This window comes from Arthrobacter sp. 49Tsu3.1M3 (assembly GCF_900168135.1).
Classification (GTDB): Bacteria; Actinomycetota; Actinomycetes; order Actinomycetales; family Micrococcaceae; genus Arthrobacter.
Genome location: NZ_FUZD01000047.1, coordinates 1 through 1,680 on the forward strand (window position 1 = coordinate 1; position 1,680 = coordinate 1,680).

1 rRNA gene is annotated in these 1,680 nt (G+C 57.4%); it reads right to left on the bottom strand.

Annotated features, from left to right (window positions below):
• Positions 1-106: 106 nt before the first annotated feature.
• A 16S ribosomal RNA gene (locus tag B5X90_RS20865) occupies positions 107-1,633 on the bottom strand.
• Positions 1,634-1,680 lie beyond the last annotated feature (47 nt).

Consider the following 1,680-nt stretch of genomic DNA (forward strand, 5'->3'; position numbering starts at 1 on the left):
CCCGTGAGCACCCGCCGCAGAACAATCGTCTGCGCAACGGGCGTACTCCTGACAACCCCTGAACACCCGCATACACGGGGAACAGAACGTTGTAGGTGCTCCTTAGAAAGGAGGTGATCCAGCCGCACCTTCCGGTACGGCTACCTTGTTACGACTTAGTCCCAATCGCCAGTCCCACCTTCGACAGCTCCCTCCCACAAGGGGTTAGGCCACCGGCTTCGGGTGTTACCAACTTTCGTGACTTGACGGGCGGTGTGTACAAGGCCCGGGAACGTATTCACCGCAGCGTTGCTGATCTGCGATTACTAGCGACTCCGACTTCATGGGGTCGAGTTGCAGACCCCAATCCGAACTGAGACCGGCTTTTTGGGATTAGCTCCACCTCACAGTATCGCAACCCTTTGTACCGGCCATTGTAGCATGCGTGAAGCCCAAGACATAAGGGGCATGATGATTTGACGTCGTCCCCACCTTCCTCCGAGTTGACCCCGGCAGTCTCCCATGAGTCCCCGCCATTACGCGCTGGCAACATGGAACGAGGGTTGCGCTCGTTGCGGGACTTAACCCAACATCTCACGACACGAGCTGACGACAACCATGCACCACCTGTGAACCGGCCCCAAAGGGGAAGGACTGTTTCCAGCCCGGTCCGGCCCATGTCAAGCCTTGGTAAGGTTCTTCGCGTTGCATCGAATTAATCCGCATGCTCCGCCGCTTGTGCGGGCCCCCGTCAATTCCTTTGAGTTTTAGCCTTGCGGCCGTACTCCCCAGGCGGGGCACTTAATGCGTTAGCTACGGCGCGGAAAACGTGGAATGTCCCCCACACCTAGTGCCCAACGTTTACGGCATGGACTACCAGGGTATCTAATCCTGTTCGCTCCCCATGCTTTCGCTCCTCAGCGTCAGTTAATGCCCAGAGACCTGCCTTCGCCATCGGTGTTCCTCCTGATATCTGCGCATTTCACCGCTACACCAGGAATTCCAGTCTCCCCTACATCACTCTAGTCTGCCCGTACCCACCGCAGATCCGGAGTTGAGCCCCGGACTTTCACGGCAGACGCGACAAACCGCCTACGAGCTCTTTACGCCCAATAATTCCGGATAACGCTTGCGCCCTACGTATTACCGCGGCTGCTGGCACGTAGTTAGCCGGCGCTTCTTCTGCAGGTACCGTCACTTTCGCTTCTTCCCTACTGAAAGAGGTTTACAACCCGAAGGCCGTCATCCCTCACGCGGCGTCGCTGCATCAGGCTTGCGCCCATTGTGCAATATTCCCCACTGCTGCCTCCCGTAGGAGTCTGGGCCGTGTCTCAGTCCCAGTGTGGCCGGTCACCCTCTCAGGCCGGCTACCCGTCGTCGCCTTGGTGAGCCATTACCTCACCAACAAGCTGATAGGCCGCGAGTCCATCCAAAACCACAATAAAGCTTTCCACCCCCCACCATGCGATGAGGAGTCATATCCGGTATTAGACCCAGTTTCCCAGGCTTATCCCAGAGTTAAGGGCAGGTTACTCACGTGTTACTCACCCGTTCGCCACTAATCCCCGGTGCAAGCACCGGATCATCGTTCGACTTGCATGTGTTAAGCACGCCGCCAGCGTTCATCCTGAGCCAGGATCAAACTCTCCGTTGAAGTAAAACAGACACAACCGGCACCCCCGGGAAAACGGGAGAAACCAG